At 45.2% G+C, this 26205-nt stretch carries 20 protein-coding genes and 1 pseudogene; 9 read left to right on the top strand and 12 right to left on the bottom strand.

The features are described 5' to 3' along the window. Positions 1 to 96: 96 nt before the first annotated feature. A complete protein-coding gene (locus J6I44_RS11835) occupies positions 97 to 855 on the top strand; it encodes a hypothetical protein (protein ID WP_265766345.1) in 759 nt (252 codons plus the stop codon). An 89-nt stretch (positions 856 to 944) separates the two neighbouring features. On the opposite strand, the gene J6I44_RS11830 is transcribed toward J6I44_RS11835, so the two are convergent. The 9 genes from J6I44_RS11830 to J6I44_RS11790 form a co-directional block, all read right to left on the bottom strand. After that, complete coding sequence (locus J6I44_RS11830; RefSeq protein ID WP_350356697.1) at positions 945 to 1271, bottom strand: DUF6686 family protein; 327 nt, start codon at positions 1269 to 1271, stop codon at positions 945 to 947. Between the two features lie 2 nt (positions 1272 to 1273). Then, positions 1274 to 2494: a PepSY-associated TM helix domain-containing protein gene (locus tag J6I44_RS11825; RefSeq protein WP_265766343.1), complete on the bottom strand. Its 1221-nt coding sequence runs from the start codon at positions 2492 to 2494 to the stop codon at positions 1274 to 1276. Between the two features lie 5 nt (positions 2495 to 2499). Next, on the bottom strand, positions 2500 to 4824 hold the full coding sequence (locus tag J6I44_RS11820; protein ID WP_265766342.1) for a TonB-dependent receptor: 2325 nt from the start codon (positions 4822 to 4824) through the stop codon (positions 2500 to 2502). A gap of 431 nt (positions 4825 to 5255) precedes the next feature. Beyond that, positions 5256 to 5423, bottom strand: coding sequence for a hypothetical protein (locus J6I44_RS11815; protein ID WP_265766341.1), 168 nt, complete (start codon positions 5421 to 5423; stop codon positions 5256 to 5258). Positions 5424 to 5506: 83 nt separating this feature from the next. After that, positions 5507 to 6547, bottom strand: coding sequence for a hemin-degrading factor (locus tag J6I44_RS11810; RefSeq protein ID WP_265766340.1), 1041 nt, complete (start codon positions 6545 to 6547; stop codon positions 5507 to 5509). A 373-nt stretch (positions 6548 to 6920) separates the two neighbouring features. Continuing rightward, positions 6921 to 7688, bottom strand: a complete 768-nt coding sequence (locus tag J6I44_RS11805; RefSeq protein ID WP_265766339.1) for a DUF4198 domain-containing protein — start codon at positions 7686 to 7688, stop codon at positions 6921 to 6923. 30 nt (positions 7689 to 7718) lie between these two features. Next, positions 7719 to 8687 (bottom strand): sirohydrochlorin chelatase, encoded by a 969-nt coding sequence (locus J6I44_RS11800; RefSeq protein ID WP_265766338.1) that lies wholly within the window; start codon positions 8685 to 8687, stop codon positions 7719 to 7721. 42 nt (positions 8688 to 8729) lie between these two features. Then, on the bottom strand, positions 8730 to 9404 hold the full coding sequence (locus J6I44_RS11795) for an HmuY family protein (protein ID WP_265766337.1): 675 nt from the start codon (positions 9402 to 9404) through the stop codon (positions 8730 to 8732). A gap of 28 nt (positions 9405 to 9432) precedes the next feature. Then, a complete protein-coding gene (locus J6I44_RS11790) occupies positions 9433 to 11724 on the bottom strand; it encodes a TonB-dependent receptor (RefSeq protein WP_265766336.1) in 2292 nt (763 codons plus the stop codon). A gap of 173 nt (positions 11725 to 11897) precedes the next feature. On the opposite strand from J6I44_RS11790, the pseudogene J6I44_RS21010 reads away from it, so the two are divergent. Next, a pseudogene (locus J6I44_RS21010) lies at positions 11898 to 12104 on the top strand (IS1595 family transposase); the annotation flags it as partial. A 679-nt stretch (positions 12105 to 12783) separates the two neighbouring features. Here the strand turns inward: J6I44_RS21010 and J6I44_RS11780 are convergent. Further along, on the bottom strand, positions 12784 to 16182 hold the full coding sequence (locus J6I44_RS11780) for a DUF7133 domain-containing protein (RefSeq protein WP_265766335.1): 3399 nt from the start codon (positions 16180 to 16182) through the stop codon (positions 12784 to 12786). Positions 16183 to 16473: 291 nt separating this feature from the next. On the opposite strand from J6I44_RS11780, the gene J6I44_RS11775 reads away from it, so the two are divergent. The 4 genes from J6I44_RS11775 to J6I44_RS11760 all read left to right on the top strand — a co-directional run bounded on the left by J6I44_RS11775 (position 16474) and on the right by J6I44_RS11760 (position 21063). Further along, positions 16474 to 17982 carry a spondin domain-containing protein gene (locus J6I44_RS11775; protein ID WP_265766334.1) on the top strand — a complete coding sequence of 503 codons (1509 nt, stop codon included), beginning with the start codon at positions 16474 to 16476 and terminating at the stop codon, positions 17980 to 17982. Positions 17983 to 18226: 244 nt separating this feature from the next. Further along, the gene (locus J6I44_RS11770) at positions 18227 to 18946 is read left to right on the top strand and encodes a response regulator transcription factor (RefSeq protein WP_265766333.1); all 720 of its coding nucleotides are present in this window, start codon (positions 18227 to 18229) and stop codon (positions 18944 to 18946) included. Next, entirely contained in the window at positions 18946 to 20421 is a 1476-nt protein-coding gene (locus J6I44_RS11765; RefSeq protein ID WP_265766332.1) for a sensor histidine kinase, read from the top strand. Before J6I44_RS11770 ends, J6I44_RS11765 begins: the two co-directional genes overlap by 1 nt. 57 nt (positions 20422 to 20478) lie before the next feature. Beyond that, positions 20479 to 21063, top strand: a complete 585-nt coding sequence (locus J6I44_RS11760; RefSeq protein WP_265766331.1) for a helix-turn-helix domain-containing protein — start codon at positions 20479 to 20481, stop codon at positions 21061 to 21063. 14 nt (positions 21064 to 21077) lie between these two features. Here the strand turns inward: J6I44_RS11760 and J6I44_RS11755 are convergent, their stop codons facing one another. Together J6I44_RS11755 and J6I44_RS11750 are read right to left on the bottom strand one after the other, a co-directional pair. Continuing rightward, a complete protein-coding gene (locus J6I44_RS11755; protein ID WP_265766330.1) occupies positions 21078 to 21752 on the bottom strand; it encodes a hypothetical protein in 675 nt (224 codons plus the stop codon). Between the two features lie 72 nt (positions 21753 to 21824). Beyond that, a complete protein-coding gene (locus J6I44_RS11750; protein ID WP_265766329.1) occupies positions 21825 to 22478 on the bottom strand; it encodes a hypothetical protein in 654 nt (217 codons plus the stop codon). A gap of 367 nt (positions 22479 to 22845) precedes the next feature. Between J6I44_RS11750 and J6I44_RS11745 the strand changes: the two genes are divergently transcribed. The 3 genes from J6I44_RS11745 to J6I44_RS11735 all read left to right on the top strand — a co-directional run bounded on the left by J6I44_RS11745 (position 22846) and on the right by J6I44_RS11735 (position 26146). Beyond that, positions 22846 to 23079, top strand: coding sequence for a heavy-metal-associated domain-containing protein (locus J6I44_RS11745; RefSeq protein WP_265766328.1), 234 nt, complete (start codon positions 22846 to 22848; stop codon positions 23077 to 23079). 69 nt (positions 23080 to 23148) lie between these two features. After that, the gene (locus J6I44_RS11740) at positions 23149 to 25683 is read left to right on the top strand and encodes a heavy metal translocating P-type ATPase (protein WP_265766327.1); all 2535 of its coding nucleotides are present in this window, start codon (positions 23149 to 23151) and stop codon (positions 25681 to 25683) included. 49 nt (positions 25684 to 25732) lie between these two features. Further along, positions 25733 to 26146: a hypothetical protein gene (locus J6I44_RS11735; protein ID WP_265766326.1), complete on the top strand. Its 414-nt coding sequence runs from the start codon at positions 25733 to 25735 to the stop codon at positions 26144 to 26146. The last annotated feature ends 59 nt before the right edge of the window (positions 26147 to 26205 follow it).

The raw sequence follows: 26205 nt of genomic DNA, 5'->3' as shown, positions 1-26205 counted from the left end.
TGTCAGGCCCTAATAAATCAGGATTCGGGATGACATAGAAATCTTAGTGTGAATTTGTAACCCCTCGACACGTTAAGAAAAACAAACCAGTAGATTATGAAAGGGATTCTAAGCTTTTTATCAGGAGTAGTGTTAATCATTACATCATGTGCACCGGATCCAATATTTCGGCTTCACCCGGTAACCGAAAAAGCCAGTTTTAAACAAGGAGTGAAGTATGTGGAACTAAAGGGGGATAGCATTGGTCTCACAATGTCGTATTACCGCCATTTTAAGGATCAATTTATCATGAGTGTAGAAATTGAGAATAATGCTGACCGTATACTACACGTTGGACCCACCCAGTTTTCATATAAAGCACGCAAGAATGAAGCAATCGATAAGCCGGTTGGCAGTGATGCACCGATTATCGCATCTGCTAAAGCATTAGATCCAGAGCAGGAATTGCTAAGATTAGATATGCTGTTATCAGAAGTTCATGCTGAGCAAAAAACTGACGATTTACTCCATGAAATTGAACAAACGGCCTTACTTACTGATTACCTGTCCCGAGAGCTTAGCAATGAAGGGAATGGGGCTTCACATTCGTTAACAGAAAACCAGATACAGCATGCTTTGAGGGAATACAATCGGAGCATTGAAGGTTCTGGCCTTAATGATTCAAAGGAACTCTGGACATCGAAGGCATTACGTAAGACTGATCTCTTGCCGGGAGAGTCTGCACAGGGATACTTGTTTTTTAAGAATGAACCCGAGGCAGAAGTATATAATATTCAATTTAAGAATGAATATGGCTTGTTTAAGCTCAAGTATCTTCAGTGGAAATATGGCAGAGGAGATATTGTGATGAAGTAACCGAGGGGGCAATATTCCTGTATCCCGATAAGCAAATAGGGATATCTTTAAATGAGTGGCTCGAGGATTTCAAGCAACACGTGAATGGATTATTGATAGGACAGTATCTGATGTACTTCCAGCATTACTGCGGCTTCTTGTAACGCCTCACTCATGGCTTGAAATTCCGAATGATCAAAACAAAGTTGAATTTCCTGGCATCGGGTATGCATCACCAACCTCGAGGTGCCATCGGGAAACAGGACAGCACGTTCATCAAAATTCAGTTTCTCAAAAGATGAAGTGAACGTTAGAAATCCATCTGGATTGAAGTTGAGAAGCAGGTTTTTGTATTTGAGTGCTATATGATTGCACTGGTCAAATTGTACAATTCTCAGATCTCTTTTTTTGCTCAAAGTTGTTTTCTCTCTTTCCATATCTACACCGGAACTTTTGGTTTTCTTGAGGTGGATTTTGTTTTGCGTTTTTGGACGGTTTTCTCCCGTGCCCACTGTCGTCTTTTGCGATCAAACCAGATAATGAAGCCGGTAATCGGCAGACTGGCACATGCCAGGCTTGCAAAGAAGGCGATAATTTTCCCGGGGAGGCCTCCAATGGCTCCCACATGGATATCATAATTCATCGATAACAGTTTCTCGCCCGCATTTTGGTCTTGGTATCGATCCGCGCTAAGCAGTTCTCCTGAATATTGATCGAACTGAAGGCTGCTGCTTCCATAGTATGTCTGGCCATCGGGACGAACACTGGCCCTGATGGTCGATTGAGAGTCAGTTGGTGCTGTAATAGCAATACTGTAGGCGGTAGGATAGTCTTCCCAAGCATTGGCGTAGACTACATCCTGGGGAGAGGAGATACCAGCGCTGTCAGGGATGGTGGACACTACTTTTTCGGAAGGTCCGGCCGGCAGCTTGTATTCGCCGGTGCCTATAAAGTGGATGCTCTTCTTGACAGAGGGCATGTACCAGTACAACCCGGTGAAAGCAATGATAAGGCTGAGAATCAGGAAATAGAATCCCAACACATTATGGAGATCATAGTTGATTCGGCGCCAGGTTCCCCTCCACATAATTTTAAAACTTTTTTGCTTGCCGGCCCGGTTCCATTTCTTAGGCCACCAGAGAACCATGCCGGTAATCAGCAGAACAATAAAGATAATCGTACTCCAGGCGATAATAGGCTGTCCAATAGGTGTAGCCAGCAAGAGGCTCCAGTGGATTCCCTTGACGATCTGGAAAAAGTCCTTTTTTTCGTTAACAATCCCTTCAATTTCTCCATTGTAGGGATTGATGTAAGCCGTTTTATAAACTTCCATGCTGCCAAAGTAGGTCCATGATTCCCGGCCACCTTTGTATAACATGGCCGACCAATTACGGGCCGGATCTTTATAAGTCACCAATCCATAGGGCAGGGAGGAGGTATTTAGGGCTTCCGCCGTCTTCTTCTGGAGTTTCTCTACGGGAAGCGTCTGCTGATTGGCGGGGACGTTATCAGCATGAAAAGTGTCGTATCGAATCCATCCCGAAATTTCATGATGGAAGACATATAAACAACCGGTAACACTGAGGATAACCACCACAAGCCCGGTAATGATACCGAGCCAGCGATGGAGAAATAACGTTGTTTCTTTAAATGAAGGCATGAATTTTAGAATTTATAAGTAAATCCAGCGGTAATATTTCGGGGTTGTTGTGGATTTACTGTCGACCAGCCGTTGTAGTATGCTTCGTCCGTGAAATTGTTCAAATTGAGGTTGATGCGGTAACTCTCAGTTTCATAAAAAACAGAACCGTTTAATACAGTATAGGCCGGTATGGTAAATCGACCGGTGGAAGCTCGATTGATAACATAGTTGTCGCTGGCGTAATTACCGCCAAAACCTAAGCCAAATCCCTCAAGGGAACCGTTGGTCAGTCGGTAGCTGATCCAGCCATTGATCAGATCAGAAGGTCCTGCACGCTCCGGACGACGACCACGGAGAGCATCATCACTGGTCACGGTAATTTCGCTGTCATTATGGCTGTAACCCGCGGTAATGTTCAGTCCATCAACAGGAGCAGCATTAAGGCTGAACTCTACACCCCGGCTGTAATTTTCCCCATCTTGAATCTGGTAATTCGGTCTGCTTGGATCCTGCCGAACGATATTTGAAACGGTGATGTCGTAATAGCTTGCCATCAAGTTCAGGCGATCACTGAAAAGATTGGTCTTAATACCCGCTTCCCATTGGTTAGCGCGCTCGGGCTCGAAATTCAGAATATCATCGCCAACTGTTGCAGGAGCTACGTTATTAAAGCTGTTCATGTAGTTGGCAAACAGTGATACTTTTTCCCGGATCGGCTGGTACACCAAACCAAATTTGGGTGACAAGGTAGTTTGTTCAAAATCATCGGCATCTGTTTCTGGGCTGCCCTTCTCTACGAAATGATCCAGTCGCAGACTCAACATCGCAGACACACCCGGCAATACATCGATAACATCAGAAGCATAGGCACTGTATACCTGCTGCTCAGTACGGGTTTTTGAAACCGGGGTATTGGCTAGCATGGTATCCACTGCGGCTTTAGAAATGGCCGGAACGGGATCTGCACTGTCAAGGTCAAATGAGTCGTAAGCAATGTATCCGGTGCTGTTGTTGATTACTTTTTGCTGGAAGAAATCAAGCCCGACGACCATCCGGTTGCGGATACCGCTGATTTCAAAGTCGCCCCGGAAATTTTGTTGGATATCCGTGCCGTTCGTCGTAGAATTTTGATCGTTGATGTAGCGGCCGTAGGTGTTTCCGGGAATGCCAATGGTGGAAACGTAGCTGTAATATCCTTCAGATTGAGCCGAGCTGCGCGAAAGAACGGTCTCAGAAGTCCACTGATCCGAAAGATCATACGTCATTTTACCCTGCAGACGAAAGACTGGATTTTTGATCGTCAGATCATTCGTGGTGTAGGAGTTGTCATTGTCATAATTCAGCTCCGAAATGTTGTTGTCTTCCAGCGGTTCACTGCGGTTGATGAATAACATCAATGGATTTGTGCTTTCCGACTGGTACAATTCAGTGTTGACCAAGAATGAAAGATCGTCATTGACTTGGTAAGAGAGCGATGGTGCCAGAAAAAATGATTCATTAAAGCCGGCATCCTGGAAGCTATTTTCCTTGTGATAGGCCCCGTTGATGCGAAGGGCAATATCTTCGTTATCCCCAACAGGCGTATTCACATCGGCAGCAACACGATTTAACCCAAAGCTGCCCGTCTGGTACGAAACTTCGCCTCCCAAAGTGTTATAGGGTTTCTCTGTAACCACGTTTATCAGACCGCCATACGAAGTAACGCTGGCACCAAAAAGTGTAGCCGAGGGACCTTTAATGAGTTCAACACGTTCCACATTTGCGGGGTCGAGGCTGCCATTCGTAAGCGAAGGCAAGCCGTTCAGCATGTTGGGCTGGATAGAAAATCCGCGGATAGAATAATAACCAGAGCCATCACCACCGCGACCGGTGGAGGTCCAAAGCTGAAACACGCCCGGCGCATTTTTCAGAATATCTTCGAAGTTGGTTAGTGCCTGTTCTTCGATAATATTTTTGTTAACAGTATTGTAAACCTGTGGATTTTCAAGGTTTTGGATCGGTACCTTAGCCACATATTCGCTCATATCGGTAGCGAACTTGTTGGTTTGTTCGCCCTGTACGACAATTTCTTGTAACTCTTCATTGGAAGTAGAAAGGGTTACGTTGATGGTCAGTGTCTCACCTGAAGCAAGAGTGATAGACTTTTCCTGGGATTGGTAACCAACACCCGAAACAAGCAGGTCATATTTTCCTGAAGGAATATCTTCGATGGTATATTGCCCCTGCAGGTTAGCTGCGGCTCCATGGGTGGTACCTTCCAAGGTGATGTTAACACCGGGGACCGGCTTCTGATCGGTGTTCGTAACCTGGCCCTGGATAATTCCGGACTGTGCGTGAGAGACTCCCATAAGCGCTATGAAAAATAAAACGGTAAGGGAGCTTAGAAACTTAACTGGTAGAAATCTGAAGTTCTGCAATTTTTTGTAACTGGTTTTGCGATTTGTAAAAGTTGTTGTAATCATCACATATTATTTCTATTTAAACTCGCTTTAAATAGAAGTCTGAAACTATGTAGATCTGATCTAAATAACAATAGTTTTTATCAATTTTTAACGGTTGGGATATTAACCAAGCAAACAGTATGTAGCTATTGAAAAGGGGAAATAGACTGTAGCAAAGAGAGGAATCAAAAAAAGCCCGATAAAAACCGAGCTTTCTGAAGCTGTAGGTATTATATGGGCTATTGTATTACGCTCTGAACAAAAGATCTGAGAAAGTTAGGATGGAGGAACTGTTTTAGGTTGAGATTCGTAAGGGTAAAAGGTCCGTTTCTTGCTTATCAGTTAATGGTTCCATCCTGTTTCTGTGTCGCCAACACCAGCGGACATTCGTAATGAGGGTGCGTAATTACCTCAATGGGGCAGTCAAAAACTTGCTCCAAAAGCGTAGCTCGAAAGACTTCCCGGGGTGCCCCTGAAGCTAATAAGCTCCCATCTTTGAGTAGCATAATTTGATCAGCCTAATGAGTATCACACATTTAGATTACTATCTGCGCAATCTGCGTAGTCTGCGGGAGACTAATTTCGAATGCTATTCAATTAACTCCTTGGTGATGGACCGCCATCCTTTTAATTCGGCTTTGCCCGGCTTGCGGGCTCCAAAAAAGGTAACAACCTGCTCCTCATCAGCATCAAAAACTTCAAGAGAAGTCACGATACCATCCTCAGTCGGTTTTTGGACTATCCAGGCCGAATGAAAGAGGTTCTTACGAAGATGCAGATTGAATTCAGGATCCAGAATGTTAAACCAATCACCGGTCATCCGGATATTTTGCACCGGACCAGTGTGAATCTGGATGACTCCCTGGCTGCGGACAAAAACCATGATGGGGACCTCGCGTGTTGCAGCCATCCGCAGCATGTGCTGGGTACACCATGGATCTACGTTATAACTGAATTCTTGCTCTGCAATGCGAAGGGCATCCGTTCTTTTGATATTGAATTTCTTAAGCATCGGATGAAAATCATGGGTGTCCTTCAGTTCAGACCAGCTCTGGAGAAAAGCCGTATGATCAATTTCGTCCAGCGTTTTGTAAGGTTCCGGTTCCGAGAGCGGCTCAACCTCCAGGCCCGGTTGCTGATTGGGATGTGAAAACTGCTCTACCAGCTGCTGATATTCGTCAATCTGGTCGTCATTCATTAGGTATATTTTATGTACCGCGGTCCCATCACGATCAAAAAACTGCAGGCTATACAGTGTGCCCCTGGGATTCTCTACTTCAGCGGCAAAACCAAAGTGCCAGTGATCAAAAAAGATGCGCAGGTCTATATTCTCATCCAACACCAGTCCCACATGATTGCCCAGCTTAAAATTTTGATAGATGCCCTTCTTCTCATGGACGGCTGCTTCATTGCGCGTTAATGCCATCACGTATCCAAGGGATTCAACAGCCTTGAGAATGTCTTTCCAGGAATCCATAAGCCGCACACAAGAATCACCATCGCAGGTAGAGGCTAGTAATTCTGCTTCACTTACTCCCAGTTGATCAGCTGCTTGCCGCGTTCTTAGTTTGGGGTTTTGGATTTTAAGTTCATTCCATTGTTTGCTCAGGGAAAGGGTAGTCGCATTCATACTCTCGATTATCTATGATGTTGTGATGTTCATGTTTCTCCTTTTATATATCCGATAGCAGCCGTAGAAGTCTGTCTTACAGCACCTCTTTCATCGGACAGGTATCAATGTTGATAAAGAGAAGAACAGCATGGCGATCAGACCAGGCTGCTCGATAAAGGAATTGTTTTTATGCAGGATGTAACATGGGATGGCTCAAGAAAACGAGCATTCGTTTAGCCTTAAGCCTATAACTTCAGTAAGTATAGTGTTTGCGCACTGCATCGGCTCTCTTGATGATAGCAGCAGACCACAAAGGGCACCGGCCCAACTATAGGCGCGAGCCGGTGATATGTTGTATTGCCCTTTCATGGTTAATTACTTGTGTGGTTGTCTAATTTGCAGCAGGAATAGAAAAGGTGGCCGTTTGTCGGATAGCCTCATAATCATCTCCCTGGAAGTTTCCGGGCGACTCTTCGGTGTACACCGTTTCAACGACGTACTGGTCATCCCAGAGCAGTGATACCGTTACAATACCTTCCTCATCCGTATAGAGGGTCTTGAACCACTGATCTTTATAACCGACATTTACTTCTTGTTCAGCCAGCGGCTCTCCTTTATAGGTGACCTTAAACTGGATGGGAGATTTCCGTTCAAAGGAAACGGCTTCTACGGGTTGTATTACCAACTGGTTGGCCTCGGCAATAGATTCCAACGGAAGGGGACCATCTTCTGATGAACCAACACTAACCAAAGCTGATCCAAAGAAATTAGTTTTAAGGACACCCAGATTATATTCGGTCCAATCTACAACGGGCGCCTTGGTGACGTTAAGCGCCAGCCGGTAATGCCCTTGTTCTTCAGGCGTAAATTCAGCTACAAAACGATTTCCGTCTATGGCTGTTTCCAGCTCTACTTTCTCTCCATTGGGTTTGATTAACCAGAGCGAAACCTCGCCCAGCATTTCTTGATGTTCCTGCGTAGAGACGTCTTCGCGCACACCATACGCATATTCTCCAAGATAGATATAAGCTTTTTGCGATTGCCCAACTTCGCCATTGGTTGATGTTTCAATCCAGAGGTTATGGCCTAAAGCCGGCAGTGAAAATAACGAAAGCAGAAACAGTGCAGCTGCGGATTTTAGAATTTTTGTGCGAAACATGTTTAGTGTATTTAGATTAATTAAAAATAATTAGTTGCTGGTAGATAAGGCTTGTTGAGCTGACTGCCAAAGGAAATCTGTAATTAATGGGTCTGGCAAGAGCGTTTGGCCGCTCCATTTAAAATCCAGTCCCTCCAGTCGTTCGGCCACGGCCTGCTCACGTCCCCCGGATGAAAGAAAGAGTGGAACAACGATGACTTCCCCGTTTTGTCTGGATTGCCGTACCAACGTGCGTAACTGTGCCTTGGCCTGATTAAAGACTTCATCGGAGGCATCATCGCGCACGGTCAATGAGAAAATTTGTTTGTAGGAGGCTCCTTCCTTTTTCTGCATATCCTGGATTTGTTGAGCCAGACTTTCCATGGTGTCAATCCATTTTTTGTTGTCGTCTTCGGCATTGGGGCCGTGGGCTGCTATAAGCACCGTTTCATTGGCGGGACTGGAACTCAGCGCCTGTATGCGTTTTTGCAGAATTTGTGCGACCACCGGGTGATCATCCAATGGTGAAGCAAGGGCAATATCCGCTTCGGTTGGAATCGGCTTAAGATTCTTGGGCATATAGAAACGGTGGCGGCCCGAGCTGGGGCTGGAGGAAGAATCCTCTTCAATACCCATCATCTCTTTGTACTCATCGATGTGATGCATCAGTGGCATCAGTCGTTGTGGGAGGGAGTCGCGCTTACCCAGCAGATATCGATTTTGACGAATGATGGGACTATAGCTGGAGATAAAGAGTGGCACTACAGCAATTCGGGAAACGCCTTGCTCTTCCAGGGCTTTAATACCGTGATGCATAGTTACATAATTGGCCATCCCGAAAGCCGTTTCCACTTTATACTCTTCTTTTAAAGGTTCTGCGGCCTCAATAACAGCCTGATTCCATTCTTCACTGCCGCCATGGGCCAGGATGAGAACACCCTTATCCTGGGCCCAGAGAGTCGATGCCTGAAAAAGCAGGCCAAAGCTAAGCACAAAAAGAAATGATATTCGTTTTTTCATTGAACTAAAGCGTTTAATGTTGTTGATGTTAATAAGCTTAATTTATTCTTCCGTAAATGTTCGTGTGCCGTTCAGCTGGATGGCATATTCAAAAGTATAATTCCCGGAAGGATAATTGTCGGAATTATTGGCGAATTCATCACTGGACAAGTCTGGATTTCCTTTATACCAGCTGATAATTCGAAGCTTGGCATAATGTTTTCCATCGGCTGTCCTAACAATGAGAGTAGTGTTTTCTAAAGGAACAATTGTATGGGGTGGCGTACCCTTTTGTCCTGTATAATGATACCAGCCGTTATCGCTTCCCGTTGTGATAGCCAAATTGGTAGCGGTTGTATCTATGGCATAACCTTCGGATGGAGCTATAGTTGTAGCATCGAAGGTTTGACCCAGTACGATAGCTCCGCCATCTCCCGGACCACTTGCTTCACTATTGGTATAAATAGTGGTGCCTGAGAAGGCGAGGTCCCATTGGGTGGAGACGGAATCGCTCTTATCCACGATGCTATTTTCTCTGAGGCTGTAATAGAGGGTATCATTAGGTGTCATTCGTCCACCATATCCAGTATCCAGATCTTCAACCGTATGGGTTTCAATTTGTGATTCTTCTTCGCCAGTTTCGGGACCCGTGCTGGAATCATCACAGGCGGTAAAAAGCAGGGCAAAAGCTGCGGCTAACAGAGGAAGTGAAAAGGTTTTATTCGTAATTAGTAACATGGTTTTCGATCTGTTTGGTTTTTATTTATTAATAGAGTTGTAATGAAATGCGAGCATAGAATATGCGTCCGGGTAAATAGGACAGGTCCGAGGGACGCGTAAAATCCAGTATATTATCAATACCCATGCGGAGGGTGTAGCGGTCGCGGAAAGTTTTGGCCAGGTTGGTATCCCAAATCATGTAGCCATCCTCATATTCGTTACTATCCACATAGGTATTGCCATTGGCATCGGTTCTTCCGTAGGGTCCGTGCCAGGTGCCTCGGATATTGGCATCAACATCCAGCGCTTCCCAAAAGTAGTAGAGCTTGAGGTTGGCGGTGTGTTTGGAGCGGTTAAACATGGGTTTAAAAGAACTGTAGGTCTTTTCAACAACTTCGCCCTGACCATTTTGTACCGTGCGGGTTCCCTCAATTTTGCGGCGCGCATCCAACAGTTGATAGCCTGCTGAAAGTTCAATTTGTCGGTTGGGCTCCCAGCGAAGTTGTGTTTCAATGCCGCGGGTATAGACATCTTCCAGGTTAAAATAGCTGTATATCGATTGTCCGTTGTTCTTGGTAGCAATGGGCGCGGATTCAATCAGGTCGCTCACATCATTGTGAAACAGGTTGATACGCAGTTCCAGGTTGTCGGTGGGGTACAGGTCAATTCCGACATTATAAGCCCAGGAATGTTCGGCTTTAATTTCGTTAAGCTGATCGAGTGGAATCAGAATTTCATTGATTTGTCCACGCTCCTGCAGTTCTTGAACTCTGTCTCGTACGGTACTGGATCCAAAGACGCTGTAGCCGACCGTGGGATTGGTAAAATTCAGGAAAAGCTGTCGGAAGTCTGGGGCTTTGAATCCACTTCCGGCGGAACCACGCAGATGAAGCCACTCAAACAATTTGTAGCGGGCTGAAAACTTTGGGCTCAGTTGAGCGGCATATTCGCTGTGGCCGTCATACCTAAGCCCACCAATAATATCCCACCGCCCGGTAGGTATCCATTCGTGTTGGGCAAAGATAAAGTAGCTGTTGAAAGCGGGATCGCCGGCATAACGCTGGGCCTTTAGCTGCTCGTGCTTATAGCCGCTCCCTAGCGATGAAATATGGTTAACACTCCAGTTATGATTAAGCTGCAGCTCCGATTTGTTATAATATTGATCAAATTGAGTATGTTCATACAGGCTGTCGCCTTGTCGATACTGATAGCGGCTATCTGTACGGTATCGGCTGAAATAATGGGAAAGCTTGGCTGTAGTGTGTGTGCCCAGCTCAAAGTTGATAGTGGGAGCCAGGCTGTAATCTTCCTGCAGAGCATCACTATCCAATAGCGTAGGGTTTTCGGCATCCCCGAGATAGTCTCTACTGGATTGTTCTTCACGGTAATAACGACCTTGAAACTCAATTTCTACAGCTTGAAAGAGGGGGAAAGAAGTTTGATATGAAGTGGTGTAATTATGGTATGATGGAACGGTTTGAGAGATAGAATTGGGTCTCAGCCGATATCCACCGGAGCTGTTTCTGTTGAAGTAAAAATTTTGCTGCCAATTGTTTTTGCGGGTAGAAAGATTGAGCCCCAGATCAAGTGTTTTGTTGGTAGCATAGCGCGAGTTGATGCCCAGCTCAAATGGACGCTGCCCCTTTTCGGTGATAATATTGATGACTCCGGCCAGGGCATCGCTCCCCCAGAGCGCTGAAGAGGGACCTTTTATCATCTCCACCTGCTGCACATTGCCTACCGAAATGCGGTCGAGGTTTAAGGTGCCGGCTGTACGACCAATCAGAGGCTGGCCATCAATCATGATTTTGGTATAATCGGATGAAAATCCCTGTACCTGAATGCCGGTGCCATGATCAGAAGTGAGGGTCAGACCCGTTTGCTCCGCTAAAATTTCGCTGAGCCTCGTATTACCGGATGCTTTGATCTGCTTGTCCGAGATGACGGTAACCGGTTCAGGCACTTCTTCAATATCGCGGCTGCTGCGTGTGGCCGTTACAACCACGGATGGAGACTCATAACGTTTAATCGCCAGTTGAAAAGTAAGCGAATCTCTTGATGAATAGTCAATATCAACAGAGCGATGCAGGCTTTGATAACCCACATGGCTGATAGTTAACGTGTAACTTCCTGATCTAAGACTGGAAAAAGCGAAGGCACCTGTCTGATCAGTGACGGTATGAAGGTCCGGCTCCTGGAGCGTTAATTGAGCATTTTCAAGTGGCTGCCCTTTTTTATTGGTGACAACTCCTTCCAGACTGTAGCTCTGCTGCGCGTAAGCAGTAAGTGTAGTCAGCATACATATAGAAATCAGGAAGGCGCGCTGAATTACTTTCATCACTTCAGAAAATTGACTTTATTTAGATCGTGTTTAAATAGTGATGTTAATTTAAATTAGAATGAATCTAAATAAAAGTATTTTTTCTATTTTTCGGCTGGTAATCTCTGAGAAAGAAAAAAATGTACTGCCCTTGACTACTTAAGAAGTATTATAAAATTGTAAGGTATTGTATAGCAATGACTAACAAGTATGTACATCGTTCAAGAATATCTGAAGCCAAGTTTCGGGAATTGGTCAGGCTTTTTGCCCTTGATTTAACTGCGATACAGATAGCTGAGTTGGCCGGATTAAATCGGAATACGATCAATCGATATTTAACCGGTATCCGAGAAAGAATAGCAGAATACTGTAGAGCAAAGGCTCCTTTCACCCATGAGAGAAGGGACGGAGACGAAAACAGAATCAAGAAAAAATGTGTGGGCATCACAGAGTGGGAAAACAGGATGTATGCGTTGCTTTTAGAACGGGACCGGGTGCTGAACACTTATCCAATGGCAAAAGAGGCTATTTTGGTGGAGATCGATCTGATTATCGATGTGGAAGATAATCGGCATATTTGGCAAACAGAAGACAACGGAGCCAAGAAGAGGCGAATTGACGGTTTTTGGGGATACGTGACCACCCGACTGGAGAAATTTAAGGGGATTCATTCCCAAACATATTTTTTACACCTCAAAGAATCTGAATTTAGATTTAATAATGAAAAGGATGAACTTTATCATTTAATACTTAAAATTATTCGCAATCACCCGCTCTTTTAGTCAAGGCCACCGTGGGAAGGTTTCTCCATAATTCCATTTCATGACTATTTTGATGTAATCTATCCCACATTTAGTACAATTCATCTGATTTTTCTTTATACCAGAGAGGGTAGATTGAGCATCAATCCGCACTGTCAGAAGGGCTTAGCTCCACCTCATCGATTACTATAAGTGAATCCATTGCTGGAGAAAATAGGCACAGCCAATCTAAAACCAATAAAACAGGCTAATAAAAAGGCCCCGCCTCTGTACGTATGACAGAGGGCGGGGCCAGAAAGAAAGAATTGCTGAAAAATTATTTTAAGGTAGATAAGAACTCAACGATATTACGTATCTGTTCTTTTTCCAGAAGTTGCCCCATGGGTGGCATGCTCGAGGGGGCCGTTTCCTGGTCTTGGATATTGCTTTTCTCAATCTTGTGGATGGTTTCATCCGCAGATTGCAGGGTAAGCATGCTGTCTGTTTCTTCCTGGATGATACCGCTAACCTGCTCACCATCATTCAGAATAACAGTAACGGTACCAAAGCCCGGTGCTATTCGAGCTCCGGGATCCAACAGAGATTCCAGCAACTGTTCCCTGTTCAATGTGGATCCAATTCCAGCAAGGTCGGGGCCTACATTTCCACCGTTTCCACCAACGGCATGGCAGCGCATACATTGGGCTGCTTCATGACTCAGGAGTACCCGGCGTCCGGCTTCGGGATCACCACCGGCCAGCAATTCCTGGTTTGCGGCAACCAAATCATCCGATGGTTTAGACTCTTCATATCCCTGTACTTTTTGTACCAGTGTTTCGGAATCTGTTTCCCTAGCTGCTTGGATCAGGTCAAATTTTAATGCATTGGGATAGTTGCCGGCAATTAGCTTATCTAATTCTTCAGACAATGTGTTATTTGCGGATTCAACCTTCATCTTGCCAAGGGTCTTGAGAACAGCCTGTTGCTCATTAACTTTTCCTTTGCCAAGAACGGAAGCCAATAGCTCGACAACCTGCTCGTCGGAAAGGTCCAGGTTGGGCGTCATGCTCAAGGCTGTCATTCGTACTTCAGAACTTTCATCATCCAATGCGACCCGGATAGCTTCTTCTATTTGTCCAAAATCAGTTGACTGTAATCCTTGCAGGGCCGCTATTCGAACATCTGGATTTGTATCGCTCTTAAGGTGCGCATAGACCTGATCAACAGCCGGAGTGTAATTTAGGTTGCTGATACTTTTTATAGCCGCAATTTTGAGTCGATCATTAGAAGCATTCAACAGCGGATCTACAACAGTTGCAAGTGCATCACGGGCGTTCTGGGGATTGAGATCCGGTTTTTCGCGATGTCGCCCGGTGACTCTGTCGAGTTCGGGGGGATTAGGCCATACCCCCAAAGCTGAAACAGCCTCAACACGCATGGAGTCGGGTGATTCAGTATTGACGGCATATTCAGCCAGGCGCCGGGTGGCTTCTGTTCCGCCTGTGCGAAGATTGGCATTAATAGCCCGCCGGATGAGGGCTTGATTATCAAATGGTGTTTGTTGCAATGTTTCAGCGAGCTCAGGCAAAGCTTCGTCGATGGAATAATCATCATTGATAGCCCGCGCTGCTTCAGTGACAATATATTCGTTGTCATCATCTAAAAATCGGGCTACTCCCGGATGTTGCATACGTCGCAGGGCAACAACGGCAGCAATTCGAAGAGCACGAGAGGGATTGTCTTCGAGTGCAAGAACCGGATCGGCGTTACCGATTTGAGCAAGAGCGAGCGTTCCGGCGTGGCGCAGATAAATGTCTTCATCATTATTGGCTTCCAACATCTTAATAATAGGCTCGGTAGCTGGTTCATAGGCCAACTCACCCAAAGCTTGTGCTGCAAAAAAGCGTGGCCGGGCCTCTTCGTCTTCGAGTAGCGACACCAGCTGTTCAGCGGCCGGTTCATACTGAACATCACCAATAACTTTAGCCGCTTGGGCGCGAACCCGTGGGTCGTTGTCTTCCAGCAAAGATACGAGTGGATCAGCATAATCGGCCTTATCTCGGGCTAATTGCCCAATGCCCCAAATACCGTGGAGGCGAGCCAGCTGATTGGAAGATTGTTCAGCAGCTTGTTGAAGCGTTTTTGCTCCTTGTTCACCACGATTAGCCAGCTCAAATTGAGCTTTCATGCGAACCCGCATATCCTGGTGACTCATAAATTCGAGCAATTCCTCTGCCGATCGGGAACTAAAATCTTCGCCCAGTATCTGTTTGGTTTCTTTTCGGATCTGAGAGTTTTTAGTTTCGGGCGTATCGAGTTTCCAGATTCGTCCTTTATCATTGGTTTGCCAGCCTTCAATCCAATCGGCAAAATAGAGTGCACCATCCGGACCAAAATCCATTCCCGTAGCCAATACGCCCTGTTCTACAACCTGGTCGGTCTCCAATTCAAAGCCAGCTCCTTGCTCCTCCAGGGTAAAAGCATGCACTCGAGAGCTGGCGGTAGAACCGGTGTACTCGGCCACAAAAAAGTGGTTATCCCATTTATCACTCAGGGCTGTTCCCGGGTTATACGCCATTCCAGCAGGGCCGTTATGATAGTTGGCAATGGGTGGGATAAAGTAAGCAGCCTGACTTTCATGGCGAGGGATAAACATTTTTTCATCCATCCAGACTTTGTACGGATTGTTATTTTCGTCATTATATTTTCCATACTGCCAGTTGTGTCGCCAGCCGCTGTCGGAGCCTTTTACCAAATAAACCAGTCGTTCTAATTCACCCGGATGATCTCCATCATTATCAACGCTAATGAGGTTGCCATATTTATCAAAAGAAAATTCGAAGGTATTTCGAACACCCTTGGCAAAAATCTCAAAGTTAGTGCCGTCGGGATCGCTGCGGGCAATGATTCCCTGGTTGGGATATTTCCAGTGTTCTCCGTTAGGGCCTTTGCCATTAAAGCCAATATCTCCAATGCTCCAGTAAATGCGTCCATCGGGACCATAGGTTGCACCCGACATTCCGTGCCCGCTAAACCCGATATGGATGCCATAGCCGTGACTGATTGATTCTTTTTTATCCGCAATGCCGTCATCATCGGTATCCTGGAGCTTCCACATGTCAGGGGCCACGCCTACATAGACATTATCCTGAAAGGAGAGCACGGCACCGGCAACGTCGGTTACTTCGGAATGGAAATCTTCGATATACAGCTGGGATTGATCAGCGACGCCATCGTCATTCAAATCCTGAACCTGGTAAACTTTCTCTTTCTGCACGGTCAGGTCTTTCCAGTCATGCGATCCGTCTTCATTACGGTCTGGCAGCCAGGTGTTCTTGTCACTATTTTCAGGTGCCAGTTCGCGATGTAGAAACTTCTTACGATCTTCCACCGTTGTAAAAGCCATTTCGGTATCCATCCAGTCTCTGTGGTCCCGAATGTCGAACTCTGAGCTCCAGCTTCGTGTCGTATTCGTCACAAAGAGGCGACCTTTATTATCAATATCGAGCCCAACGGGATCGAGGATAAGCTTCTCCGATGCCCAGAGGCTGAGCTCCATTCCGTCTGCAAGTTCTACCGGTACTTTAGCCTCAATACTGTCAGCTATTTCAGTCGCTTTCTCGGGGGCAACGGTATTGATTTCTTTCGTGGAGAGTTGCTCTTTTTGACAGCCTGCAAGGGAGATGATGAAAAGTCCACTTAACAGGTAAAGTTGAATGGTTTTTAAATATGTCATTGTTATTATCTGAAAATAGATCTGTACTTTTATTGGATGGGCTTCAATTATCTAACCAAATTCTGATACAATAAAAAACAAATTACGTTTCATAGCAATTTAAACTTGCTTCTGCTACAAGTAAAGTGTGCCTTCATCTATATTTTTTACCTCACCTCTTGTTTAGCAAAATGGTGTGAGTGAATCGTTACCCAATCGTGATACTTCTGTGATTTAATTCACGGTTCAACTTAGTACTATGGTTATGCAAACTAATGGATAGCTTATTATTTCTAACAAAGCATAACCTATATGAGAACATTTAAACTACTATTAACAGTACTGATGGTGTCAACGGTATCGGTTGGATTTATCAGTTGTGGAGATGATAGTTCAGGGCCTGACGGTCCCGAAATTGAAACGACCTTTAATGTAGAGGTTAAAAATGTAAATATGCCAAAGCCGGTACTCAAAAGTGGAGCAGTTTTCTCGGCCGGTGGTCCTGATGATGGCCCCGCTATTTTTCCCGGAGAGACGGCTTCTTTTACTTTTACAGCTCCTCCAAGCACGGTGCCTCCACTCGGGGGAAGCGGCATGCACCTTAACTTTGTAACTATGTTTGTTCAGTCAAATGACCTCTTTTATGCTTTTCCACCGGGCGGATTAGATCTGTATGACGCTCAGGGGAATGCTGTAACCGGTAATGTAACTGAGCAGCTCTTTTTATATGATGCTGGTACAGAAGTAAACCAGGAACCTGGGGTGGGTACTGACCAAAAGCCTAATCAGAGCGGACCCAATACAGGAGCCGATGAAAACGGGGTCATTACCCGCATTCAGGATGGAGAAGAAGGGCCCGGCGGATTTAGTTATCCGGATAAGTCAGACGTCATTGAAGTGACAATAGAACACGATGGTAACACGCAGTTTACGGTAAATGTAACCAATGTCTCTGATAAAGAAACACTGCAAACTTCAGAAGGAAGCAAGCCAGTACCTTTGTCTCCTTTTGCCTGGGCAGTACACGAAGATGCCACCAACTTTGCGCTTTACCAGCTAAATGAACCGGCCAGCCGCGGTATTGAATGGATCGCCGAAGATGGTTTCCCGGCCAGCGAGTTGGGTGGAAATGATTTGCCGCCAACCGAAGAAGAGGGCCTTGCTGATGTGGTGGGAGGAATGACAGGACTCATCGTTCCGCTTTCACCCCCTGTTTATGCCGTACATGAAGATGGCTTCCAGGGCTTTGAAGAAGGGCAGACCGCATCATTGGGTTTGGAGATTGTTGCCGAAGATGGCTTCCCCGCTGATATGCTCGGTGGTATGGATTTACCCCCGGATATGGGATTGCTTGATATGTTGAATGCCGAAGATGCTGTACATATGGCAGGGGCTGCTCCTAATCCCAACGGGAATGTGCCAGCATTAGAACCCGGAGCTGGTGGTGATGGTGAAGCTATTGAATTTGAGATTACAGCTTCCCCCGGCGATCGGTTATCTGTCTTTTCTATGTTTGTGCAGTCGAATGATTTATTCTACGCCTTTGAGCCCGCCGGTATATCACTTTTCGATTCTAATGATAATCCCATCAGCGGTGATATAACCGAAGATCTGCTGCTTTGGGATGCGGGAACGGAAGAGGACGAAGAACCGGGCGTAGGATTTAATCAAAAACCGCGGCAGGGAGCTACCGCTCTGGATGTAGGTACGCCAGAAAATGAATCAGTAAATAGAATTTCAAATGCTCCGACAAATGATTTTGTGTATCCGGCAACCGATCAGGTCATTTGGATAACGATTACACCTTCAAGTATGCAATAGTTCTGTAATTCAGCTATTGGCCACTTGCTACAATAAGTCGTCTCTGTTGTGACAGGGGCGACTTGTTAATTAATTAATGGCTAAGGCGTACAGGGTAGGCAATAAATTGTATATGGCCTCCATCCCAGATTGCCAGGAGTTGGTGTGGTTTATCTCTCAGGTGGGGGGGCACCATTCCAAAGCGTGCTGCGATATCCAGAAGTAGCTATTGTATTTTTTGCTAAAAGCTTATTAGTTGTTAGGTATGGAAATAAAAAGAATCCTTATCATAGAAGATGATCCCGAAATAACTGATCTTGTTGAGATTAATCTTGAAGACTCTCCGTTTGTGCTTGATAAAGCCTTCGATGGGAAAGAGGGCCTGGAGAAGGCGCGCCAAGACAAATATAGCCTGATTATTCTGGATTTGATGCTGCCCAAAATGGATGGCTTGGAAGTATGCAAGACGCTGCGTTCTGAAGATATCCAGACGCCTATTTTAATGTTGACGGCCAAGTCCGAAGAGTTTGATAAAGTATTGGGGTTGGAATTGGGGGCTGATGACTACCTGACCAAGCCGTTTAGCATCCGGGAACTGTTGGCCCGTATTAAAGCCAATGTTCGCAGAGTAGAGGTGGATAAGCAGGGAACCGCAGCTGCTATGGAACAAGAGCAGTTAACATTTGGGAGGCTGGTTATTTATCCCCAAAAACAGAAAGTCACACTTAATGGGAATGAGATTTCGTTGACTCCCAAAGAATTTGATTTATTACAGTTATTCACTTCTCACCCGGGCAAAGCCTTTTCCCGTCAAGAACTGTTATCGGAAGTTTGGGGATACCAGTTTCAGGGCTACGACCATACCGTGAATTCGCATATTAATCGACTGCGGAACAAGATCGAGGAAGACCCCTCCAATCCTATATTCCTGAAAACGGTATGGGGCGTGGGATATCGTTTTGCAGAAGCAGAGGAATTAGAATAATGAAGAAGCTATTCACTTCTTTTTACGGCAAGCTGTCGATGGTCTTTTTACTGCTTCTCATCGCTTTGGGGATCGCCCAGGTGCTGATTACCTATAACTCTTCAATGCAGTTTGTACGCCAGGCCGATCAGAAGCTGAATTTGGATCTGGCAAAGAATATGGCAGCTGAATTTGAACCCCACCTGAAGGATAGTCTGGCCCTGGAAGAGATTAAACATTCCATCCATGATATGATGGTTGTTAATCCGCGTATTGAAATTTACATCCTGAATGGAGCAGGTAAGATCCTGGCCTATTTCGTTGGTCCGGGTAAAGAGATAAACACCGAATCGGTGGATTTGGAACCGGTTGAAGATTTTCTGAATCAGAGTTATGAAAACCTGATTTTTGGCGAAGATCCGAGAAACCCGGAACGGCAAAAGCCATTTTCAGCCGCCCCCATCAGCATGGGGGCTACCGGGAGCGGATATATTTACATTATACTTGGCGGCGAGCAGTACGATTCGGCCTTGAGCATGCTTGAGAATAGTTATTTTCTGCAAACCAGTATGAAGGTTTTTACCGTGATCTTGTTGGTGACCGGTATCGTCGGACTTATTCTATTTGCCTTTCTTACCAAGCGACTGCGCGGCATGACCGAAACCATCGAAGGGTTTGACCGTGAGCATTTGAATCGGCGTGTGGAGGTCCAGTCCAATGATGAAATTGGTCGGCTCGGCAAGAGTTTTAACCGGATGGCTGATACGATTCAGAATAATGTTAAAGAGCTGGAAAAAACCGACCGTTTGCGGAGAGAACTGATTGCCAATGTTTCCCATGATCTGCGAAGTCCGCTGGCATCAATACAAGGATATGTGGAGACCATATTGCTGAAAGAACCGTCACTTGATCCGGCAAAACGGGAAAAATATCTCAACATCATCCTGCAAAACACGACGATGTTGCGCCAGCTGGTAGAGGAGCTTTTTGAGCTTTCCAAGCTGGATACCAAGCAGGTGGATCCCCAGTTGGAACCTTTCTCTATTGCGGATCTCCTGCAGGATGTAAGCTTGAAGTTTGAACAACAGGCCGAGCAAAAAGGGATTACCCTGAAGGCACAAGCGCCTAATTCGCTTCCCATTGTTGAAGGTGATATTTCCCTGATTGAACGGGTGTTGAGTAACCTGATTGAAAATGCCATTCAATATACCCCAGAGGGCGGGCGCATAGAAGTGCGGTTGCATCCTGATCATGAACAAGTTGGGATTGCAGTGGTAGATAATGGTCCCGGTATTACGGAAGAAGATCTTCCACACATTTTTGATCGTTTTTACCGGGCTGAGAAGAGTCGTTCTAAGAAAGAAGGCGGCACGGGGCTGGGGCTTGCTATTGCCAAAAAGATTTTAGAGCTGCACGGGCAGCAGATATTTGTCAAAAATCGTGAAGAAGCGGGCACAATATTTTATTTTTATTTACCTATCGGGGGAAATGAATGATCTGGTGACAAATTTTGATTACTATAATTCAATTGTTATCCAAAAGAATAATTATTGATGGCTGATACTTCTCAAAAAGAACTTCATATCAAAAATATGGTATGTCCAAGGTGCATTACTGTAGTACGGAATACGCTGGAAGATATCGGCCTGAATGTGCTGGAGGTGGAGCTCGGAATGGCCTTGGTTGATACTGAAGGAGAGCTGCCTTCAGAAATAATCGATGAGCGGCTGAAAGGGCATGGTTTTGAGCTCATCTATAAAAAAGATCAGCAGTTGATTGAACAGATTAAAAAAGTGCTGATACAATACGTACAGGAATTGGAAGAATCAGAGCAAAGTCCCAAATTATCCGATTATTTGCCGGACCGGTTGCATCAAAACTATTCATCACTGAGCTCCTTATTTTCAGAGAATGAGCAGATTACGATTGAAAAGTATGTTATCCATTTAAAGATTGAACGGGTTAAAGAGTTACTCTCCTATGGAGATATGACGCTCAGCGAAATAGCCTATCAACTAAACTACAGCAGCGTCGCCTATCTTTCCAATCAGTTTAAACAGATTACCGGGATGTCGGTGACTGATTACAAAAAAGCCCGGGACTCTTTCCGTAAGCCGCTGGATGGGATTAAAGAATAACGACTAATCGATTACTAATACTGTTTTTGAATTTCTTTTTCTGACAAAACTCGACCTTCTTCATTATATATGGCCATGTATGATTGTTTTTTGGGAAGTTTAAATTCAATTGTTTGTCCCGGTGCCACCAGCCCTGTGCGATAAGGAATTTTATCGTGAAACTTCTTTTCAGTACCGATTTCAGATTTTAAGAACAGGGCTATTTGTACTTTTTGATTGTGGGGATTGCGATAACTAAAGTTAGAGGACTTTTCCTTAAGGGGGATATTATTTAAAAGTAGCCAGTCAACTGGATAACGCCCTCCACTTTTTAATTTGGAGCTTTTCAATAATGCAACGGGCTTACCGAGACTGTGATAACTATTCAGGTGAGATTGACTAATTGTTAATGGGTCAAGGTTGTATTCTTGACGAAGAATATGAGCAAGCCAGTGTTTCCCGTTCGAGTCGGGTTTTTCTAAAATGTGATCCCAGCCTGCAAGAACTAATACACGAGCACTATCATTTTGGGCAAAGGTTTTGTTAAATAAGTTTGATGCCTGTGCTCTTTCACGATTTTTTTCTGGATCAGTATTTTCATAGCTGACAAATGTAAAATCTAAGTTCTGTGCTACTCTAATTAGTTCAGCAAATTGGGGATCTTTTGTATAAAAACCTGTGTGTATTGTAGGAGGTTGACCCTTATTCAAGAGACTGTCTTGTCCAGCCCCAAGTGCTTCCAGGGCTAAATAGGAAAATCCAAGTTTCTTAAACTTTTGCAGTCAGCTGATCAATATTTTTCGATGATTGGGATAAAAATGGTTTTCATTGAACATCACTAATGGATGTTTTTTGGCTTCGCGAAATACTTGTTGTTCTGTTTTTTTGTATCCATGAATTGATTCTGATTTAATAACCTGTTCCAAAGAATCATTGACAGGCGGTGTGGGAAATTTGTTTAGCAGCTTGTTATAGATTGGTGCAGGAGCCAGAAATGAAGCAAAGTTTAAAGCCATTTGCAGCTGTAGAAATTCTTCATTGCGTCCTTTAACTGGATAGTCTAAAATAGCCTTCAGACCTTGGTAGTATCGATTTTCTGAGCGTTTCGCCAAATTAAACATCGAAGGCATTCCATCCCGGTACTTTTTATCGGTTGATATGCTTCTGAAGATCCGTCTGCAGTCAGATTTGGAAGAAGTTGAAAAGGATTTTTTATTGGGTTGACAAAATATAACCAACCTCTTGTTACTGATTAAAGTATCACGAGCAAACTCTTTTTCATTTTTAGCCTCAAAGATTTTATCTGGATTCAACATAATGTAAAGTTCATAATAGGGGGGCACTATGGTTTTTCCGTAGGCTAAAATGTTATCATATTTACGCTCTTTTTTTCTTAAATGTTTTTGAAGAGAATCCCTGTTTTGTTCATACTGCATATCGCCAGGTGTTTTTAAATGTAGCTTAAGCGAGTCATTTAAAATGTGGGTGTTAAAAGAGTCTACATATCGAGTTGAATCAAAGTAGTTGCTAATTTTGGGACTACATCCAAATATTACGAGAATCAAGCTGCAAAGAAGTCCAGTTCTGAAGCTTTTCATATAACTTTTTCCCTGTTAATTATAATTAGGACAATTGTGAATTAAAGCTATGACAATTAGAAGTATTCGGATAAATTGGTTAATCGTAATACTATCTTAATAGTATTAAAATTCTACAACAAACTCCAACAATTCTATAACGAATCTGGAGTTTGGGTTGCTTAGGTTAAGCATGAATTAGAAAACAAAGCCGATATTCAAAGCAATGGAAACAGCAGAACAGCAACAAGTAGTGTTATCTATTGGCGATATGGCCTGTAGTGGATGTGCCCATACTGTCCAGCAGACCCTCAATGAGTTAGATGGAGTCAAGGAGGTTGCAGTTGATTTAAATAACAAATCAGCTACCGTGACTTTTGATCCGGAAATCGTTTCCACGGAAGCGTTCGGTCAGGCTGTGGAAGAGGCCGGCTATAATTACCAGGGAATCAGGAAATAAATTGTAAGGTGGCAATCTCAATGTTGTGTCGATTAATCACCAATTTATCACTCTTAACTACTGACTGAAATGAAGCAGCAGACTAAAGAACTTGAAAAGAAAAATCTGCAAATAGATGGCATGCACTGCGCCAGTTGTGTTGCGGCAGTAGAGAAATCGCTGTCCGGTATAGAAGGCGTAGAAGAAGTGTCGGTAAATTTAGCCACAGAAACGGTCTCTTTGGCTCTGGATAACCAGAAGGTCACCGAAGAGGATCTGAGAAAGGCCGTCGAAGCCGCTGGTTATTCCCTGGTAAGAGATCAACTTCAAACACGCACGCTTAAAATTGAGGGCATGCATTGTGCAAGCTGTGTCAATTCGGTAGATCAGATGCTTGAACAGCTGGAAGGGGTGCAGGAAGTCAGTGTAAATCTCGCCACAGAAACCGCGAGCGTCAAGTACCGCGGCAACCTCACGCTGGACGATTTTGAAGAAGCTGTTTCGAAAGCCGGTTACTCGCTTTTGAGAGAAGAATCGAAGGCCGGGGAATCCAAAGCGGAAGCCAAACAACAGCGAGAACAAGCAAAGCTTGAAAAAGCAAAATCACGGATGTGGTGGTCCTGGGCGCTCACGATTCCTATCATGCTCTGGATGATTCCCGAGATGATATGGAGCTATGCCTTCCTGGGAGAAACAGGGTTCCAGCTGGGTATGATATTACTCTCCGGAGCTGCCATCTTTGTCCCGGGAAAAGAGACTATGGTAAGTGCCTGGAGGTCGGCCCAAAATGGTACACCCAATATGGATGTGCTGATTGGCATGGGCGCACTGGCAGCGCTTTCAACCGGTATCGTAGCCCTGTTGCACCAGTTTGGGTTGGCACCGCCATTCCACAGTTTCGCGGGAATTGCCGGAATGATCATGGCGTTTCATTTGACCGGCCGTTATATCGAAACCAAAGCTAAGGGCCAAGCATCGGATGCCATCCAGAAACTTATGACGCTGGAAGCCAAAGAGGCGACGGTCGAACGTGATGGAGAAGAGGTTCAGATTGCCGTACAGGATTTGCAGCCGGGGGACGTGATGGTTGTTCGTCCCGGTGAAAAGATTCCGACCGATGGCGAAGTAATAGAAGGGGAAAGCAGCGTGGATGAATCTATTGCCACTGGCGAATCCATGCCGGTGCAGAAGGAAGAAGGCGACGAGGTGATCGGCGCGACCCTGAATAAAAATGGATTACTGAAAGTGAAAGCGACGAAAGTTGGCAAAGATACCTTCCTGAACCAGGTGATCAAGCTGGTAGAGGAAGCCCAGGGATCAAAAGTGCCCATTCAGGAGTTTGCGGATCGAATCACTGGTATTTTTGTGCCGGTGGTGCTGGGTGTGGCCTTTGCTACTTTGGGACTTTGGCTGCTGTTCCCCGGATTTTTTGGTGATATCGCAATATGGGCCTCCGATTTCTTGCCATGGATCAATCCCAATATGGGTGAAGTAGCGCTGGCTTTCTATGCCGCCATCGCGGTACTGGTCATTGCCTGTCCCTGTGCATTGGGCCTGGCCACTCCCACGGCCCTGATGGTCGGTTCGGGTATGGGCGCTGAAAATGGAGTGCTTATTCGAAATGGGGAAGCTATCCAGGTTATGAAGGACGTAGATGCCATTGTGCTGGATAAAACGGGAACCATTACGGAAGGGCAGCCAGCCGTGACGGATGTTGTATCGCTCAGTAAAATTCCTGAAGACCAGTGGATGGCTTTGGCTGCTTCTGCGGAGAAAGGATCTGAACACCCGCTGGGACGTGCCGTCGTTGAATATGCTGAAAGGAAAAATGATCAACTAACAAATCCCAATAAGTTTGAAGCGGTAACGGGGAAAGGTGTGAGGGCAGAAGTCAGAAGTCAGGAATCAGGAGACAGGAGGCAAGTACTGATTGGAACCAGAAATCTGTTCGAAGAATCAAGTGTGGCAATAAATGATTCAGTTGAAAAACAGCTTAGTAACCTCGAAAAGCAGGCCAAGACCGCCATGTTGGTGGCCGTTGATGGGCAGGTAGCCGGTATCATTGCGGTGGCTGATCCTATTAAAGAAGACAGCAAGAAAGCCATCACAAAGTTTAAAGAGTTTGGGTTGACGCCCGTTATGATTACCGGTGATAACGAGCGAACGGCCCGGGCGGTGGCCGATCAGGTAGGAATTGATGAGGTCATCGCCGGGGTACTGCCGGATCAGAAGTCTGCGGAAATAAAACGGCTGCAAGAGCAAGACAAAGTGGTGGCTATGGTGGGCGATGGCATTAACGATGCGCCGGCGCTTACACAGGCCCAGGTTGGTATCGCGATTGGTACGGGCACAGATGTGGCCATCGAATCTGGTGATATCATTTTGGTGAAAGGCGACCTTAGCGCTGTTGTGAAATCGATCAGGCTCAGCCGGGCGACTTTTACCAAGATTAAGCAAAACCTGTTTTGGGCTTTTTTCTATAACGTAGTCATGATTCCGCTTGCAATATTGGGAATGCTTCATCCGTTGTTGGCAGAGGCAGCAATGGCTTTCAGTTCCGTCAACGTGATTGCCAACTCGCGTCGACTGAGTCAGAAAAATATTCAGCCGGAATACGAGAAATAATAATCTGCTTTTGTAATATTCGTTTATTTGATATCATTACAGTCTTCAGATGAAAATCTTCAAAAAGACATATCACCACTTTTCGGCCCTGTTGCTGGTCTTGTTATTTAGCAGTGTATTGATGCCGACGGCCCTTTCCGCAGCAACGTTGCTGTGCGATATGGAAATGCATGCAGGCAATAGCAACAGTGGTATGCACGCTTCTGCAGATGTGGACCAATTATCTTCAGCTAAAGAATCCTGTGCCTACCAAGAGGTTTGCATTGAAGCCTTGTCCGGGCAGCAGAATGAAGCGGAAGCTATTGCACAGGTAACGCCTTCCTTCACTGTTATTTTTGCCGCCACGTATATTTCTGACTGGAATTCTGAGGCTGAAGAGCAGAAAAATGCGTTTTACTCTGAAACGGTTGAATCTCCCCACAGCCCTCCTATATTTATATTAAACAGCACTTTTCTGAATTAGCATACTCTGAATAGGTCCCCTGAGGACCCTCCCAGATCATGCAAAATCGGTTATGCGCA

The organism is Fodinibius salsisoli (genome assembly GCF_026229185.1).
In the GTDB taxonomy this organism is placed as follows: Bacteria; Bacteroidota; Rhodothermia; order Balneolales; family Balneolaceae; genus Fodinibius; species Fodinibius salsisoli.
The sequence above is the reverse complement of the archived record's forward strand: the minus strand, read 5'-3'. Positions and strand labels throughout refer to the sequence as shown.

What these genes read in the sequence shown, in the direction of transcription:
- J6I44_RS11790 (WP_265766336.1), bottom strand. Translation starts at nt 11,724, where the DNA reads ATGAAAGTAATTCAGCGCGCCTTCCTGATTTCTATATGTATGCTGACT.
- J6I44_RS11820 (WP_265766342.1), bottom strand. Translation starts at nt 4,824, where the DNA reads ATGGGAGTCTCTCACGCACAGTCCGGAATTATCCAGGGCCAGGTTACG.
- J6I44_RS11760 (WP_265766331.1), top strand. Translation starts at nt 20,479, where the DNA reads ATGGCTGATACTTCTCAAAAAGAACTTCATATCAAAAATATGGTATGT.
- J6I44_RS11800 (WP_265766338.1), bottom strand. Translation starts at nt 8,687, where the DNA reads ATGAAAAAACGAATATCATTTCTTTTTGTGCTTAGCTTTGGCCTGCTT.
- J6I44_RS11745 (WP_265766328.1), top strand. Translation starts at nt 22,846, where the DNA reads ATGGAAACAGCAGAACAGCAACAAGTAGTGTTATCTATTGGCGATATG.
- J6I44_RS11795 (WP_265766337.1), bottom strand. Translation starts at nt 9,404, where the DNA reads ATGTTACTAATTACGAATAAAACCTTTTCACTTCCTCTGTTAGCCGCA.
- J6I44_RS11830 (WP_350356697.1), bottom strand. Translation starts at nt 1,271, where the DNA reads ATGGAAAGAGAGAAAACAACTTTGAGCAAAAAAAGAGATCTGAGAATT.
- J6I44_RS11780 (WP_265766335.1), bottom strand. Translation starts at nt 16,182, where the DNA reads ATGACATATTTAAAAACCATTCAACTTTACCTGTTAAGTGGACTTTTC.
- J6I44_RS11750 (WP_265766329.1), bottom strand. Translation starts at nt 22,478, where the DNA reads ATGCAGTATGAACAAAACAGGGATTCTCTTCAAAAACATTTAAGAAAA.
- J6I44_RS11815 (WP_265766341.1), bottom strand. Translation starts at nt 5,423, where the DNA reads ATGCTACTCAAAGATGGGAGCTTATTAGCTTCAGGGGCACCCCGGGAA.
- J6I44_RS11740 (WP_265766327.1), top strand. Translation starts at nt 23,149, where the DNA reads ATGAAGCAGCAGACTAAAGAACTTGAAAAGAAAAATCTGCAAATAGAT.
- J6I44_RS11765 (WP_265766332.1), top strand. Translation starts at nt 18,946, where the DNA reads ATGAAGAAGCTATTCACTTCTTTTTACGGCAAGCTGTCGATGGTCTTT.
- J6I44_RS11805 (WP_265766339.1), bottom strand. Translation starts at nt 7,688, where the DNA reads ATGTTTCGCACAAAAATTCTAAAATCCGCAGCTGCACTGTTTCTGCTT.
- J6I44_RS11775 (WP_265766334.1), top strand. Translation starts at nt 16,474, where the DNA reads ATGAGAACATTTAAACTACTATTAACAGTACTGATGGTGTCAACGGTA.
- J6I44_RS11770 (WP_265766333.1), top strand. Translation starts at nt 18,227, where the DNA reads ATGGAAATAAAAAGAATCCTTATCATAGAAGATGATCCCGAAATAACT.
- J6I44_RS11735 (WP_265766326.1), top strand. Translation starts at nt 25,733, where the DNA reads ATGAAAATCTTCAAAAAGACATATCACCACTTTTCGGCCCTGTTGCTG.
- J6I44_RS11810 (WP_265766340.1), bottom strand. Translation starts at nt 6,547, where the DNA reads ATGAATGCGACTACCCTTTCCCTGAGCAAACAATGGAATGAACTTAAA.
- J6I44_RS11825 (WP_265766343.1), bottom strand. Translation starts at nt 2,494, where the DNA reads ATGCCTTCATTTAAAGAAACAACGTTATTTCTCCATCGCTGGCTCGGT.
- J6I44_RS11835 (WP_265766345.1), top strand. Translation starts at nt 97, where the DNA reads ATGAAAGGGATTCTAAGCTTTTTATCAGGAGTAGTGTTAATCATTACA.